We start from the raw sequence: 14,217 nt of genomic DNA on the forward strand, positions 1-14,217 counted from the left end.
AGAGGTAACAGTGTTTGAATACGCCGCTAATTGCAAGGCCCTGAAGGTCAAAGCTGTAAAAGGAGTATAAATAATGAGTCTGGAAATTACCCAGATCGCGTTACATCAGTTGATTAAACGTGATGAACAAACACTGGAAGTGATTTTGCGGGATTCTCTGCTGGATACCAATGAGGTAGTGGAAGAGATGATGGCAGAATTACATCGTGTGTATAGCGCCAAAAGCAAAGCTTATGGTGTGTTCGATGATGAAAGTGAACTTGCGGAGTCACTTCGTCATCAACGTAAGGGGAATGAAGATTTTTTAGGTTTTAGCCGAGCTGCAACCGTTCGTCTGAAAGATGAACTGACAAAATACCCGTTTGCAGAAGGTGGCACTGTGTTGTTTTGTCAGTACCGATATTTGGCTGTGGAGTATTTGTTAATTGCAGTTCTTAACAGTTGTAGTAGCACTTCTGTCAATGAAAAACTAGATGTAAATACAACACAGTATCTTGATATTCCTCATGCTGATATTGTTGCCAGAATTGACTTAACTGAGTGGGAAACTAACCCTGGATCCTGTCGCTATTTGACTTTCCTGAAAGGGCGAGTAGGGCGTAAAGTCTCTGACTTTTTCATGGATTTTCTGGCTGCTAGTGAAGGAATGAATGCTAAAGTACAGAATAAAGGGTTATTGCAGGCAGTAGATGATTATTGCGAATCTGCTCAGCTGGATAAAAATGAGCGACAAGCCTATCGCCAACAAGTTTACAGTTATTGCAATGAGCAGCTACAGGCGGGCGAGGAGATTAGATTGCAGGAGCTGTCTCAAGAATTATCACCATTGGGTGAACAGAATTTCCAGCAATTTTCACAGGATAAGGGATACGAGTTGGAAGAAAGTTTCCCGGCAGATCGCAGTACATTGCGTCAGTTAACTAAGTTTGCTGGCAGCGGTGGCGGATTGACAATTAATTTTGATGCTATGTTACTCGGAGAAAGGATTTTCTGGGATCCGGCAACAGATACATTAACGATTAAGGGAACTCCTCCAAATCTGCGTGATCAACTGCAACGTCGTGGCTCTGGTAATCACTAATATTTTTCGATTCTGAGATTGAAATATTCAGTTACGAAATGACAAAAATAAATAACGCCGCAAATGCGGCGTTATTTACTCGGCGTCCCGATAAAAGCTCGATTGTGGCTAATTAAGCACGCAGGAAATCAATGTGCGTCAGTTTAGGTTTAAACGGATGACGCTGTACTGCCTGCACTTTAACTTTAGTTTCTTTACCATCAACAACCAGAGTCAGAACTTCGTAGAATTCTGGCTTGCTTTCGTGGTTGATAATTGCATCGTGATCCAGCTCAATAGAAACTGGCTCTTGGTTACCACCATAAATGATTGCTGGAAACTTGTTAGCTCTACGCAGGCGGCGGCTCGCACCCTTGCCCTGCTCTTTACGTACTTCTGCATTAATAGTTAACATTATTTTTTCTCTATAAAAGAAGAAAATAAATCCGGCTACAGGCGACCCAGCAGCAGGTTCGATACTTGGCTAAACATTATGGATTACGCTAAGCGGGCGGCATTTTAACGAAAAACCTATATGACAGCAAATAGAAAGTACTTTGCCATAAGTAATGACATAGCTTAATACAGGTCATCAGCCCGTCGGAAGCGGCCTTGATAATCAAAAATTTTTTCCCGGATCTGCCAGAACTGCCCTTTTTTCCGTGCAACAACAAAATCAGGATGTCGTAGTAAAGGAAGTTGATGAGCAATATCTCCAGCTGTTTTCCAATGTAAAGGAATGCCTGGTGCTCGTTGGTGATGGCGCATGAATTGCAGTTCAAATACTTTTTTTTGACCGGACGTTGTCAAACGGAATAATTCAGATACGTTTGCTCCATCTTCATCGTAATAAGTGATTTTGAGCCATTCGCCTTTATTGTCATTACCCGGAGTTAATTGCATACCACCACAACGCAGTACAAGAGCATCTTTGAGTTTAAGAGCTGCTTTTAGCATATCATCAGGGTCCACCAGCACTTTTTGACAGCGATGGCAACGTCGGGCTGCAATATCGTTTTCTGCTCCGCAATGCGGGCATGATTTGAAGCGAAAGCGAAAATCACATTGATGTCTTTTTCCTGTTTCGTCTTCTTCCCATCCTTGGCAACGGCGTCCAAAGTGTTCAATGATATTACCTTCTGCGGTGCATTTTCCCCAGAAGGTATTGGCAAACTGACAGACTGGGCAGAATACTTGTACAGGCTGATTTTGTGAACTGGGTTTGTGGCTGCCGACTTCTGGCGTATAAAGGTCGTGAGGGTTGCCCGCATAGTCTAAAATTAGGCACTCTTTCTTATCAGGAAATAGGCGTAATCCACGGCCAACAATCTGTTGATAGAGGCTCACGGACTCTGTTGGGCGCAATATCGCAATGAGATCGACATGAGGTGCATCAAAACCTGTTGTCAGAACAGCGACATTAACCATATAGCGTAGTTGCTGTTTTTTGAAGGCGCTGATCAGAAGATCCCGTTCAGTGCTCGGTGTATCGGCGCTGACTAATGCTGCCTGTCCTGCGGGAAGTAACAGGAAAACTTCTTTTGCATGTTCAACTGTGGCAGCAAAAATCATTACACCTTTTCGATCTTCTGCATATTCAACGATCTGCTTGACAATATGTGGCGTAATACGTTTCTGTCGTTTAATTTCCCGACTCAAATCAGCTTCATTGAAAATGCCTTGTTGGCTGGTACGTACTTGACTGAAATCATATTGTATTACGGGCATATCTAACCTTTCTGGAGAAACCAGAAAGTGGTGTTTGATCATATAACGTAATGGAAGTTCATAAATACAGTCACGAAAAAAGCAATTTTCGTCACCACGTATCATGCCATGATAGTGATATTGATAAATCCAGCCAACGCCTAAACGGTAGGGGGTCGCGGTTAAACCTAGGATCCGGATATGGGGATTGTTTTTCTGGAGTTGCAGGATAATTTGGTGATATTGACAGTTTTCATCATCACTAATTCGGTGGCATTCATCAATGATTAGCAGTGAGAAGTTATGGTCAAAACGGTCTGAATTGCGGGCTACAGATTGAATGCTGCCAAAGACAACTTTTCCGTCACTCTTCTTTTGATGCAGCCCGGCAGAAAAGATATCTGCTTTCAGGTTATAAGAACAATATTTACTATGGTTTTGTGCAACCAGTTCTTTAACATGTGCCAGTACTAAAACCCGGCCGTGAGCCAGTTTAGCCAGTTCAGCAATGACAAGGCTTTTTCCTGCACCAGTAGGTAAAACAATAACTGCGGGTTCTTTATGTTTGCGGAAATGACGAATGGTCGCATCTACCGCTTCTTGTTGATATGGGCGTAAAGTAAAAGCCATGGTTATGTTACTGTCACGAAGATCGAGTAAAAGGTTGTTGATGGAGAGGATAACATTTTTCCTTCAACCTGCCGACGAGAAAATATTATCAGGATCAGTGTGCTATAACAGATAGTTTATGGTTATTATAGTTATTTGATCTACTATTATTCTGCAAATTATCTGCTTAATCTTGTATTCAAAGTGGTTTTGAAATTGCCTGTAATATCAAAGGCGTTTTCATATTTATTTTCTGTTAGATTATTTTTTGTTAGGTATAACTATTCATGCGATTGGATAAATTTTTATCACAACAATTGGGTATTAGCCGTAATGATATCGGGCGTGAATTACGTGCTGAGCGAGTTACTGTTGATGGCGAAATCATCAAAATAGGGGCATATAAGTTGAAACCTGAGCAGGTAATTGCCTACGAAGGAACAATATTGGAGCAATTGGACGGCCCACGTTATTTTATGTTGAATAAGCCACAAGGGTATGTGTGTTCGACTGATGATCCATCAAATCCAACTATTTTGTATTTTATTGATGAGCCTGTTGCCCATAAACTGCATTCAGCAGGGCGATTAGATATCGATACTACAGGCTTAGTGTTATTGACGGATGATGGTCAGTGGTCACATCGTATTACTTCACCCAAGCATCATTGTGAAAAAACCTACCTTGTAACACTGGAACACCCAATATCAGAGGATACTGAGGAAAAATTTCTTGTAGGTGTTCAACTGAATGGAGAAAAAACACTGACAAAGCCGGCAAAATTAGAGATCATCGAACATCAGCTCGTTCGTCTGACTATTAGCGAAGGACGATATCACCAGGTAAAACGGATGTTTGCTGCCGTGGGGAATCATGTTATTGAGCTTCATCGTGAACGTATTGGCGAAATTTATTTGGATCCCAAATTAGAGCCAGGGGAATATCGAGCGTTGACGAAAAACGAAATTAAGAGCATACAAATGCCAGTAGCTTAATTTTTATCTATTCATAGTTTCATAGTTGTTTTGGGAAAAAAGCGTGCAACAACAACGATTATCCTATTTGGGGTTAGTCCTTATTCTTGGGCTGCTCTCTATGTTAATGCCATTGGCAATTGATATGTATTTGCCAAGCATGCCAACAATAGCCATTGATTTCGGTGTCAGCGATGGCAAAGTTCAAATGACATTGAACAGTTACATGCTGGGGTTTGCCATTGGTCAAATAGTTTATGGGCCAATGTCTGACAGCCTGGGACGTAAGCCCGTTATTCTAGGTGGTGTGATTGTTTTTGCAATATCATCTGCTGCATGTGCTTTGGCACAAAATATAGGCACCTTTATTTCCATGCGGTTTTTGCATGGTTTTGCTGCTGCGTCGGCCAGTGTTGTGATTAATGCTTTGATGCGTGATATGTTCACAAAAGATGAGTTTTCACGCAGTATGTCGTTTGTGACACTGGTAATGATCATAGCTCCGCTATTAGCTCCCATGTTAGGTGGGATGGTGATGGTATGGTTCAACTGGCATGCTATTTTTTGGTCTATCACGATTGCTGCTGTAATAGCTGCATTTTTATTTGCTGTTTTTATCAGGGAAACACTACCTAAAGAGAAAAGGTTGCGCTTCAATCCAAAAGTCACTTTAGGGCAGTTTGTTATGCTGTTCAGGCAGCGCCAAGTGCTGTGTTATATTTTGGCAAGCGGTTTTTCTTTTGCTGGAATGTTTTCTTTTCTGAATGCTGGGGCATTTGTTTATATTCAATTGAATGGTGTTCCTGCACAGCATTTTGGTTATTACTTCGGATTGAACATTATCTTTATGTTCATTATGACAACCATCAATAGTCAGTTTGTTCGCAAATATGGCGCATTGAATATGTTGAATTTTGGAATATTTGTTCAATTCGTCATGGGATTATGGTTGTTATTCAGCACCATGCTTGATTTAGGTTTTATTTCTTTGGTGTTGGGTGTTGCAATTTATATCAGCAGCATTTCTTTGATTACCTCCAACGCTATGGTCGTTGTGTTGGATGATTACCCTCATATGGCTGGAACAGTAGCTTCATTATCTGGAACCATACGTTTCAGTATTGCTGCCCTGGTTGGGGCAATTTTATCTTCTGCTCCTGAAAAAAGTGCTTGGCCAATGGTTGGTTCGATGGCCTTGTGCGTAATATTAGCGATGATATTGATTGTCTATGCACGCAAGGCCAAAACATAAAATAATCAAAGAAGCCACCTGTACTTTCAAGTGGCTTCTTACTTTTCTTTCTCATGTCTATATCGTTGCTGGAGTTTATAGCGATATTAAGTTTATCAACGCCTCAGTTTCCTTTTCTCAGGAAACATAGTTTCCATTCGTAAAAACTCAGAAGAATATTTATATAAATTAAGAACAGTTTGTTTATTAGATAAACAGGAAATATCGAACGATCAGTAGGAAAATATTAATGATTGTTAATTTGATGATATCAGCTGAATCTTCTGTGTTGGTTTTTTGTTAATTTCAAAATGTTAAATATATTAACTCAGATGGTTAATACTGTGTTGATGATTAACTTTTTGTAAAACAAGGATATTATGAGAACGCTATCATGTAGCACAATTCATGAAAACATAAATTTGTAAATAAAATTTGAATATAAAGTTGCTGTTTTGCATAAAAATAAGTTGAATTTTTTACTAAAACAGTATAAATATATATAAAGTGCGAGTTTGATCCCATTTTTTTCCAAATAGAAGATGAAAAGAGTGTGATATTGTAATTTTTATTTTAACTTTTTATTTACTTTTTTGTTGGGTGGTTATTCGGTTTTGACGAATCGATAGCCTACAGTTGGTGGTTAGATGTATTAATGTTGTTTCTGATAGGAATAATACGTGAATAATATCCAACTTTCGGTAGTACACAGACTGCCGCAAAGTTATCGGTGGTCATCTGGCTTTGTTGGTACAAGAGTTGAAATCTTGCCAGAGGAAGATACAGAGACAGATACAGGGAATAGCCTGATGGGGCTGAAATTGTTAAGCCATGAAGGCGAACATGCATGGAATATTTTGCATGATATAAATCAGTCTATTTCTGATATGCAGATAGTAAGTGCGGTGATTGAGTGGGAAGGTGAGCCATGTTTGTTTTTTGCTCGAGAGGATGAAAGTGCTGTGATATGTCGGCTCAAGACATTAGGTGCTGCAATTGCGGAAAATATCACCGCATTTTACCCGCTTTAATAAATAATAACCGGATAAAAAATGCTTCCTAATGGAAGCGTTTTTTATATCTGCAAGGGAAAAGCAGGAAAAGGAAGTCAGGTTAAAGATTATATCGAGGCGTTAATGCTATCTGATAAAATACGTCTGGCACCATAATAACGCTTGCTCCAGTAGGTGTCATTTAATCTCGAAACAATGACTCCACTGCTGGTTGATGCATGTACAAATTGGTTATTCCCGATATAAATGCCAACGTGACGCCTATAAACACCTGTTTTGAAGAGAACCAAATCACCCGCTTTTAATTTTGAACGGCTGACTGTTTGGCCTATTTTCTGTTGCTCCGAGGTAGAGCGTGGTAATTCCATACTAAATTGATCATGAAAGGTGCGCTGGACAAAAGCTGAACAATCAATGCCACGTTTTGTACTTCCTCCAAGGCGATAGGCAACGCCTTTCCAATCCGCATATTGGTTCAGGAGCTTGGATTTAATATCCAAATTTTTAACCAAAGTTTCAAATTCATCCTGAGATGTTTGCAGTAGGAAATGCTTTTGGCCGTTCTGGCTATTTACTGCATGAGTTTCAGTTTTTTTGCCACGTATTTGGGAGTCTGGAGAACTACATGCGGTCAATGCCACTGCCGCGATAATTGCGGGGATTAACCGCAATATATATCTCACTATTGGTTGAGATTTGACCATTATATTGATTTTCCCTTGCAGTCCTTAATGTGACTTATCGCCATCATTAAAACATTAAACGTCTTAAAGACTAGTAGAATATGGCGAATTGACAAACTTTCTGTCCCTAAAGTGTGTGAAGTCACACATTTTATTAATATCTTTACAAAGCGATTATTTTAATAAAAGGACTCGCGGAAGAGTACAGAAGTTATGAGAAAAAAGCGAGAGATAAAAAGAGTTATTTACAAAAAATTAGATTATAAACTAAGAGGTTAGAATGATCTTGGTGATTTTACTCCTATTCGAGAAAAGTTGTGTGGTAATAGGGAGATAGATCACATCTCCCCACTAATATTATTTTAATGAGTACGGCCGATATGAGGTAATTTTTTATCTAGCCATGCAACCATAATGTCACTGAGTGGGGTCAATAACACCCAGCTCATTCCAATTAATGTGAGTGATAATGAACCGACAGCAATGTCTGTAAACCAATGAGCACCTGCCATGATACGGGGGAGGGCAAAAATGATCATAATCAGTAAAGCAATGAAGAACGCTCCGCGAGAAATATAGCGAAGAATAAAGCAACTAAAAATGAGTAGCATCAAACCATGATCCCCCGGAAAACTATCGCCGGAAGCATCTTTGGTATGCAAACTTGTCATTTCATTTACGCGGTTGACGTTTTCAAATGTTAATGTCGGGCTTGGACGGCTGACGGGGATCTGATGGCCGATCTGATTTATGATTACTGCTGTTATTAACATGACCAGACCAAGCATAAAAAGACGGCGTTTTCCTACATAGTCTTGTTTGCGAAATGCGCTGTAGTAAAGCAATCCCATACATAAGAGCGACATAACATCAAATGCCCTTACATTGACGATAGCAACAAATAATGCAAATTTTGAATTTGGCAGTAATTTTTCATTAAAATAATGAAAAATTGCAGAATCAATGTGAAACCAAAAGCCGTGATTTTCAGGTAAATACCATGAGAGAAACAAGGCGATACCGAGCAAATTGAGTATAAGTATAGCGAGTGGATGGCTACGGGTCATGGGTTACCTATCTTAACGCGAAAATGGATTTTTGTAGTCAAATTGGTTGATGATGCACTATAGCAAAATTTACAGAAAAGGGTAATCGCCCAACGGTAGAGTATGTAATCAGCAGAAGTATCTATTCATCATCTTTCAAGTTGTAACTTTGTTGCTCTTTACAGCTATTTTTATGGCTATATGCATTCATATTATTTATTAGTTATCATCAATGTTATTATCATATAAATAATTATGAGCTATCGTAAAAATAGCTAAATCATTAATGCAGTACTGATAATATATATTTGGTACAATTATTGGGCACTGACTATTATTAAATAGATAAAGGTTGATTTTTTCATATCCTAATTTGATAGTATATTATGTCGAATTGTGGTTGTGATAAATAAAATATATAAAGAAATTGTTTCATTTTCCGTTATATCGTTATATAGATAGCTGGTCGTTAAACCATTATCTGGTTTTGAGATTGGCATGGGGTTAAAACCGAAAAAAGGTAATGATACCTGTCGTGGAGGTTAACTGCTTATGTTACGAAATATGATCGTTTTTCTGTTTATATTTTTATTTTATCCTGCGATGGCCCATTACCCTCTGGATTTTAAATCTGGCATTCTTCAATCTTATAATGCTATTGCTGATCCCTCTTGTCAGCGAACATTTTCTTGCATATCTAATTTAAAGATTATAATGATTAATTTTAAACTTTATTTATGATTTAACTCAAATAATGGTTTTTTATAACAGAATTTTAGATTAATTAATAAAATTAGCATCAATTTTTGGCTGTAAATTCACCTTTGATATAAATCAATAAAAGATATTAATGTCGTATTCTTTTTACATGAAATATTTATTATGGAGTTTGAAGGAGTAAAAGGTAACTGAGTTTTGGTTAATGGAAAAACGAAAGTGAGGTGACCATGCAAGATTATTTTAAACTATTAATTAGCTGTTTGTTGTTTTCATGGATTTCTTATGGATATGCACAATCTACAAGTGGGCAGATACAATTTTCAGGCTCTATTGTTGATCCGGGATGTCAAGTTGTTGTATCAAACACTCAGGCTAATATTTCCTGCTATCGATTAGGAAAAAACATCACCATAAAGCAAATTGTTTCAATGTACAAAACAAAAAAAACAGGAGATGTCATACTTCCCGGAAATATAGGTGTTTCCAGAGTGAAGTGGGCAGATAATAAAAAACGTTTGGCGATCATTCATGTGGATTACTTTTAATTTAAATTGGTAAGAAGTTGCTCTTTTATCGAATAAGAAAAGAGCAACTTATATATAGAGGGTATAGAAACTACAGAATTAATCGCAACGTCCCATATAGCGGCGTTCTGCAATATGAATACGAATTTTTTCTCCTGAACTGAGATATTCAGGAACTTGGATCGTGAGCCCTGTACTCATTCTGGCCGGTTTTGTACGGGCACTTGCTGATGCACCTTTAATTCCCGGTGCGGTTTCTTCAATAATCATATCGACAGTTTGTGGTAATTCCAGAGCCAGTAATTGGCCATCCATCGTCATAACTTGCATTCCCGGCAGACCTTCATCTGGGATGAACAAAAGTTCTTCTTCAATTTGCTCTTTCTTAAAGTGATAAGGGGTGAAGTCCTCGTCATCCATGAAGATGTATTCGTCACCATCAATATATGAGAAGCTGACACTGCGGCGGATTAATGTAATTGTTTCAAGAATATCATCACCTTTGAAACGTTCTTCCACTTTCTGACCAGTGCGAATATCAGTAAAACGCATCTTATACAGTGTGCTGGCACCACGTGCGCTGGGTGATTGAATATCGATTTCTTTGACTAATAATAACTTTCCGTTGTGGCTGATTGCGGCTCCGCGTTTAATTTCATTGGCTTTAGCCATAAATACCGTCCGTAAAAACAGGATAATAGTGGAATGAATGTTAAGGTGGCGACAAAATTACTCGCAGTCAGTGGATTAGGCAAGAGATGAATGAGAACCCTGGTTAAAATACCAGGGCAGAGGGAAACTAAAAGTTAGCGGTAGGCAGGTAACAGATCAAATAAAGAGAGAATATGAACTACCGCATTTATTAAACCAAACAGGATAATAAATGCTATCAGGAAGTTACCACCGGGGGTACGATAGCTGGCTTGTGGATAACGCTGGCGGCTGGCCCGGGCCATAAGTGCTGGTACGATAACAGCCCAAATAGTTGCTGCCAACCCTGCAAAACCAATCGCATACAGGAAACCATTTGGATAGAGTAATGCCAGTACAGTAGGTGGAATAAATGTTACTAAAGCAGTTTTTAAACGGCCTGTATTACTGTCATTGAATCCGAAAAAGTCAGCCAGATAATCAAATAAACCGAGAGATACACCTAAAAATGAGCTGGATAATGCCATATATGAAAAGGCATTCAATAGTTGATTTATTGTTGCATTGTCGGATGTACTATCCATTTGGTTCAGTAAGTCACTTACGTTACCGCCATCAGCAATAATCTGTTTGAATGCTACACGGGGAATATTTCCCTGAATGGCATACTGCCACAAAATGTAGATAGTCAGTGCAATCAAAGAGCCATAGAACAAACTGTGTGCGATGGCTTTGACATCTTTATTATAGTATTTCACTAATCCTGGAACGTTGCCATGATAACCAAATGACGTCAGCAAATATGGCAGAGCCATTAAAGCATAAGGTAAGTAACTGGTTTCAGTATTCGCATGATCAAACAAAATAGCAGATTTAACTTCCGTAAACATACTTCCCACTGACATGATAAATGTGATTATCATGCCACCAATCAAAATAGTGCTTAAGCGATCGACTGCTTTGGTTGATAACCAAACAATAAAGGCAACAATAAATGAGAAAATAAGACCTGTCCCTGTTTGTGACAAAGGAATGATGTCTTTCATGTTACGCAGAATAATTGAACCACCGGCTGAAATATAGGCGTAAGTCAGAATATATAAAACAAAGGTAATAGATAACCCAGTGAGTATATTCCAGCCTTTCCCCAGTAAATCTTTTGTAATGGTGTGGAAGCTGGCTCCACTGGGGTAATTCATGTTGGCTTCCAAAATCATCAGACTGGAGAAATAGATACAAACCCAGGTGTATACCAGCAAAATTATCGATCCTGCAAACCATACGCCAGAGGTGACAATGGGAATGGAGAACATACCTGCACCGACGGCAGTGCCAGCAATGATCATAGCTCCACCTAATATGGAGGGGCGTTTTAAATTTTGCGTTACCTCAATGGTCATATAGACTCCTGATGAATCAGTGTTACCTTGTACTAGCTCGACGATACATTAATGAATGATGTGTGTAAACAGTTAATTATGAGACTGTACAAGTAGCTGTTGTCTTATTCTGTATACATTGATAGAGAATCAATTTATTAAACAGATAAATAGAATTTTTTCGCTTGCCACAGTTTAATGGCGGTACGACTGGCTTCGAAATGGGGTTCAGGAAGATTATTGGGGTCGCACCAAATTAATTGGTCACATTTTTCCGGCTCTATTAAATGAGGCTCTCCACCGGAATGATGAGCCAGTAAACAGACAGAAACCGTATGTTTTCCTTCATCATGATAGGTCTGGATATTATTGCAAATCCCATAAACCTGAGGATTTTGAATTGTTAGCCCGATTTCTTCTTGAATTTCCCGAATAGCACACTCTTCAAAAGTTTCACCAGGATCAACATGGCCACCGAATATTGACCAGAATGGGGCGTGTTTTCCTATCCGTTTTCCCAGTAAAACTTCCCCTTTATTATTAATGATGATGACACCAACTCCTACAACAACTGACATGCGTTATTCCTTTGTTTGTGAACTATCCACGTTGTGGAAGAGAAATTTCAAATTAGTTGTGGTGGTTTTCTTCGTCATTTGCCAAAAAATTTTCTGTCGGGCGTATTTTTACTCTTGGATCGAGATAACACAATGATCCATCTAATAGCAATTTTAACTGAAACGATTCAATTTTGATGTTATAAATAATAGAGGAATTTTAATATGACTTATGATTATTTATTCAGGAGAAACTAGGCAAGATGAGCCGTCGAGTTGCCACAATAACTTTAAATCCAGCTTATGATTTAGTTGGCCTGTGTCCAGATATTGTTAAGGGAACCGTTAATCGCGTCAAGACAGCAGGGCTGCATGCTGCCGGTAAAGGGAATAACGTTGCGAAGGTACTGCGCGATTTAGGTATTGATGTCACAGTCAGCGGTTTTCTGGGAAAAGAAAATCAGGAAGGTTTTCAACATTTTTTCAATGAAAACCAAATGAACAACCGTTTCCACTTAGTTTCTGGCAGAACACGTATCAATGTGAAACTGACAGAAAAATATGGTGATGTAACGGATTTTAATTTTTCTGGTTTCCATGTAACAGAAGAGGAGTGGAATCAATTCATTGATGATTCTCTTTCATGGCTGGGGCAGTTTGATATGGTTGTGGTTAGTGGCAGCTTGCCGGAAGGTGTTTCTCCAGAGTCTTTTACGGACTGGATGAAACGATTACAGCAATGTTGCCCTTGTATTATCTTTGACAGCAGCCGGGAAGCATTTGTGGCTGGGCTTAAGGCAACTCCCTGGTTGGTAAAACCCAATCGTCATGAATTAGAAATTTGGGCGGGTAAACCTCTGCCTGATTTAGATAGCATAATTGATGCGGCTCATGCATTGCGTCATAAAGGGATTGCGCATGTTGTTATTTCATTAGGAGAGCAGGGAGCATTATGGGTTAATGCTTCTGGTGCATGGCTGGCAAAACCACCATATTGTGAAGTGATCAGTACGGTTGGTGCAGGAGATTCTATGGTTGGTGGGTTGGTTTATGGTTTATTGATGCGTGAATCCAGTGAACATACATTGCGTTTGGCGACTGCTGTCTCTGCACTGACGGTTAGCCAGCCGAATGTAGGGATCAGAAGCCGAACTGAATTGGCATCAATGATGTCAAGGATCCAGCTGACTTCTGTCAGGTAATCAAATTTGCTGTGATTTTAACCAGGCAATTTCTTGATCCCAAATATCTGGATTGATCGTTTCAAGTACCATCGGAATGTCATTGAAACGGTTATCTTTCATAATATAGCTGAAAGGTGTTTTACCAATGTTACCTTCACCAAGGCTGTGATGGCGGTCAACACGGCTGGAGAATTCGCTTTTGGCATCATTAAGGTGCATAGCTCGCAGATATTTGAATCCCACAATTTCATCGAATGCTTTAAATGTGGAATTACAATCTTTCTCTGTACGCAAATCATAACCTGCTGCAAAAGCGTGGCAGGTATCAATGCAAACACCGACCCGGCTTTTATCTTCGACACCCTCAATAATGGCAGCTAACTGCTCAAATTTAAAACCAAGATTGGTTCCTTGCCCGGCAGTATTTTCAATCACAGCCGTCACACCTTGTGTTTTGTCTAACACAATATTGATAGATTCAGCAATGCGGGCAAGGCACTTATCAATATCAATTTTATTAAGATGACTGCCGGGGTGAAAATTAAGTAAATCAATACCTAACAGTTCACAACGCTTCATTTCATCAAGAAATGCAGCGCGGGATTTTTCCAGCCCTTCTGCTTCAGGGTGTCCCAGATTAATTAGATAACTGTCATGAGGAAGAATTTGTCGGCTGCCGTAGCCGTAGTGCTCACAATTAGCTTTAAATTTATCAATCACTTCTGTTGATAAAGGAGGGGCATTCCATTGGCGTTGATTTTTTGTGAACAGTGCAAAAGCAGTTGCTTTTAATTCATGAGCTCGAATTACAGCTTGATCAACACCACCAGCAGCGCTCACATGGGCTCCAACAAATTTCATATTTTTCTCCTGTTTTGT

General features: G+C 39.2%; 14 protein-coding genes. 6 read left to right on the forward strand and 8 right to left on the reverse strand.

Going from position 1 to position 14,217, the window contains the following annotated elements; translation table 11 throughout:
- Window positions 1-73 precede the first annotated feature (73 nt).
- Window positions 74-1,081, forward strand: coding sequence for a nucleoid-associated protein YejK (yejK, locus tag HGO23_RS08155; protein ID WP_099134810.1), 1,008 nt, complete (start codon window positions 74-76; stop codon window positions 1,079-1,081).
- A 112-nt stretch (window positions 1,082-1,193) separates the two neighbouring features.
- Here the strand turns inward: yejK and rplY are convergent, their stop codons facing one another.
- Together rplY and radD are read right to left on the reverse strand one after the other, a co-directional pair.
- Window positions 1,194-1,475 (reverse strand): 50S ribosomal protein L25, encoded by a 282-nt coding sequence (gene rplY, locus HGO23_RS08160; protein WP_209028517.1) that lies wholly within the window; start codon window positions 1,473-1,475, stop codon window positions 1,194-1,196.
- Between the two features lie 164 nt (window positions 1,476-1,639).
- Window positions 1,640-3,397, reverse strand: coding sequence for a DNA repair helicase RadD (radD, locus tag HGO23_RS08165; RefSeq protein ID WP_209028518.1), 1,758 nt, complete (start codon window positions 3,395-3,397; stop codon window positions 1,640-1,642).
- 266 nt (window positions 3,398-3,663) lie between these two features.
- Between radD and rsuA the strand changes: the two genes are divergently transcribed.
- The 3 genes from rsuA (at window position 3,664) to HGO23_RS08180 (ending at window position 6,612) form a co-directional block, all read left to right on the forward strand.
- Complete coding sequence (gene rsuA, locus HGO23_RS08170; RefSeq protein WP_209028519.1) at window positions 3,664-4,371, forward strand: 16S rRNA pseudouridine(516) synthase RsuA; 708 nt, start codon at window positions 3,664-3,666, stop codon at window positions 4,369-4,371.
- A 43-nt stretch (window positions 4,372-4,414) separates the two neighbouring features.
- Complete coding sequence (locus HGO23_RS08175) at window positions 4,415-5,602, forward strand: Bcr/CflA family multidrug efflux MFS transporter (RefSeq protein ID WP_209028520.1); 1,188 nt, start codon at window positions 4,415-4,417, stop codon at window positions 5,600-5,602.
- 659 nt (window positions 5,603-6,261) lie between these two features.
- Entirely contained in the window at window positions 6,262-6,612 is a 351-nt protein-coding gene (locus HGO23_RS08180) for a YejG family protein (protein ID WP_099134806.1), read from the forward strand.
- Window positions 6,613-6,701: 89 nt separating this feature from the next.
- On the opposite strand, the gene mepS is transcribed toward HGO23_RS08180, so the two are convergent.
- Both mepS and HGO23_RS08190 read right to left on the reverse strand, forming a co-directional pair.
- Window positions 6,702-7,298, reverse strand: a complete 597-nt coding sequence (gene mepS, locus HGO23_RS08185; RefSeq protein WP_099134805.1) for a bifunctional murein DD-endopeptidase/murein LD-carboxypeptidase — start codon at window positions 7,296-7,298, stop codon at window positions 6,702-6,704.
- Window positions 7,299-7,639: 341 nt separating this feature from the next.
- A complete protein-coding gene (locus HGO23_RS08190) occupies window positions 7,640-8,344 on the reverse strand; it encodes a phosphatase PAP2 family protein (protein ID WP_209028521.1) in 705 nt (234 codons plus the stop codon).
- A gap of 926 nt (window positions 8,345-9,270) precedes the next feature.
- Here HGO23_RS08190 and HGO23_RS08195 point away from each other — a divergent pair.
- Entirely contained in the window at window positions 9,271-9,588 is a 318-nt protein-coding gene (locus tag HGO23_RS08195; protein WP_099134802.1) for a type 1 fimbrial protein, read from the forward strand.
- 78 nt (window positions 9,589-9,666) lie between these two features.
- On the opposite strand, the gene yeiP is transcribed toward HGO23_RS08195, so the two are convergent.
- The 3 genes from yeiP to HGO23_RS08210 all read right to left on the reverse strand — a co-directional run bounded on the left by yeiP (window position 9,667) and on the right by HGO23_RS08210 (window position 12,175).
- Window positions 9,667-10,239 carry an elongation factor P-like protein YeiP gene (yeiP, locus tag HGO23_RS08200; protein WP_099134801.1) on the reverse strand — a complete coding sequence of 191 codons (573 nt, stop codon included), beginning with the start codon at window positions 10,237-10,239 and terminating at the stop codon, window positions 9,667-9,669.
- Window positions 10,240-10,373: 134 nt separating this feature from the next.
- Window positions 10,374-11,618: a tryptophan permease gene (mtr, locus tag HGO23_RS08205; protein ID WP_209028522.1), complete on the reverse strand. Its 1,245-nt coding sequence runs from the start codon at window positions 11,616-11,618 to the stop codon at window positions 10,374-10,376.
- A 137-nt stretch (window positions 11,619-11,755) separates the two neighbouring features.
- The gene (locus tag HGO23_RS08210) at window positions 11,756-12,175 is read right to left on the reverse strand and encodes a nucleotide triphosphate diphosphatase NUDT15 (RefSeq protein ID WP_099134799.1); all 420 of its coding nucleotides are present in this window, start codon (window positions 12,173-12,175) and stop codon (window positions 11,756-11,758) included.
- A 242-nt stretch (window positions 12,176-12,417) separates the two neighbouring features.
- On the opposite strand from HGO23_RS08210, the gene fruK reads away from it, so the two are divergent.
- On the forward strand, window positions 12,418-13,356 hold the full coding sequence (gene fruK / locus HGO23_RS08215; RefSeq protein WP_099134798.1) for a 1-phosphofructokinase: 939 nt from the start codon (window positions 12,418-12,420) through the stop codon (window positions 13,354-13,356).
- Here the strand turns inward: fruK and nfo are convergent, their stop codons facing one another.
- Window positions 13,357-14,199, reverse strand: a complete 843-nt coding sequence (gene nfo / locus HGO23_RS08220) for a deoxyribonuclease IV (protein ID WP_209028523.1) — start codon at window positions 14,197-14,199, stop codon at window positions 13,357-13,359.
- Window positions 14,200-14,217: the final 18 nt, after the last annotated feature.

The sequence above is a fragment of the Xenorhabdus budapestensis genome (genome assembly GCF_017743015.1).
Lineage (GTDB): Bacteria > Pseudomonadota > Gammaproteobacteria > Enterobacterales > Enterobacteriaceae > Xenorhabdus > Xenorhabdus budapestensis.